The organism is Bariatricus sp. HCP28S3_F11, assembly GCF_052065395.1.
Taxonomy (GTDB): Bacteria; Bacillota; Clostridia; order Lachnospirales; family Lachnospiraceae; genus Allocoprococcus.
This window is the reverse complement of record NZ_JBQHUC010000114.1, coordinates 1-610: the sequence shown is the minus strand read 5'-3', so window position 1 is coordinate 610 and position 610 is coordinate 1. Positions and strand designations below refer to the sequence as shown.

2 tRNA genes and 1 rRNA gene are annotated in these 610 nt (G+C 46.2%); all 3 read left to right on the top strand.

What is annotated here, in order from left to right:
* A 5S ribosomal RNA gene (gene rrf, locus ACTNBR_RS16520) occupies nucleotides 1-112 on the top strand; the annotation flags it as partial.
* An 11-nt stretch (nucleotides 113-123) separates the two neighbouring features.
* A tRNA-Ile gene (locus tag ACTNBR_RS16515) sits at nucleotides 124-197 on the top strand.
* A 37-nt stretch (nucleotides 198-234) separates the two neighbouring features.
* Nucleotides 235-307, top strand: a tRNA-Ala gene (locus ACTNBR_RS16510).
* The last annotated feature ends 303 nt before the right edge of the window (nucleotides 308-610 follow it).

Sequence of the window (610 nt, the reverse complement as noted above, 5' to 3'; positions counted from 1 at the left end):
GGCGATGCGCTTAGGGGACACACCCGTTCCCATCCCGAACACGATGGTTAAGACCTAAGCGGCCGATGGTACTGCACTGGAGACGGTGTGGGAGAGCAGGTGGCCGCCAGATTTAAAAAGGAAGGGCTTATAGCTCAGCCGGTTAGAGCGCACGCCTGATAAGCGTGAGGTCGGTGGTTCGAGTCCACTTAAGCCCACTTCTTTCAAAAGAAAGAAGACCATACAATTACATACGGGGGATTAGCTCAGTTGGGAGAGCGCCTGCCTTGCAAGCAGGAGGTCACGAGTTCGAATCTCGTATTCTCCACGCAGATAATGAAGAGAGCAGATGGTGTTGGCAGATAGGATTCTGAGCCAGGCTTGCCTGAACGAAGAAGGCTGTATGACAACAGAAGGATATTCGAAGAATATCCGTGACTGAGGAACAACGTTCTGAAGTCCCATATGCGGACTAGATTATTCGCTCTACTCCTTCTTATCTATATGTACCTTGAAAACTGCATACAAAGAAAATCAATTCTCAAATAAATAGAGAAAGACATCCGAGGTGATTGTTATTCTTAAGAGTAACAATTAACTAACACTTCGAGAAAACGAAGTAAAAAAACAA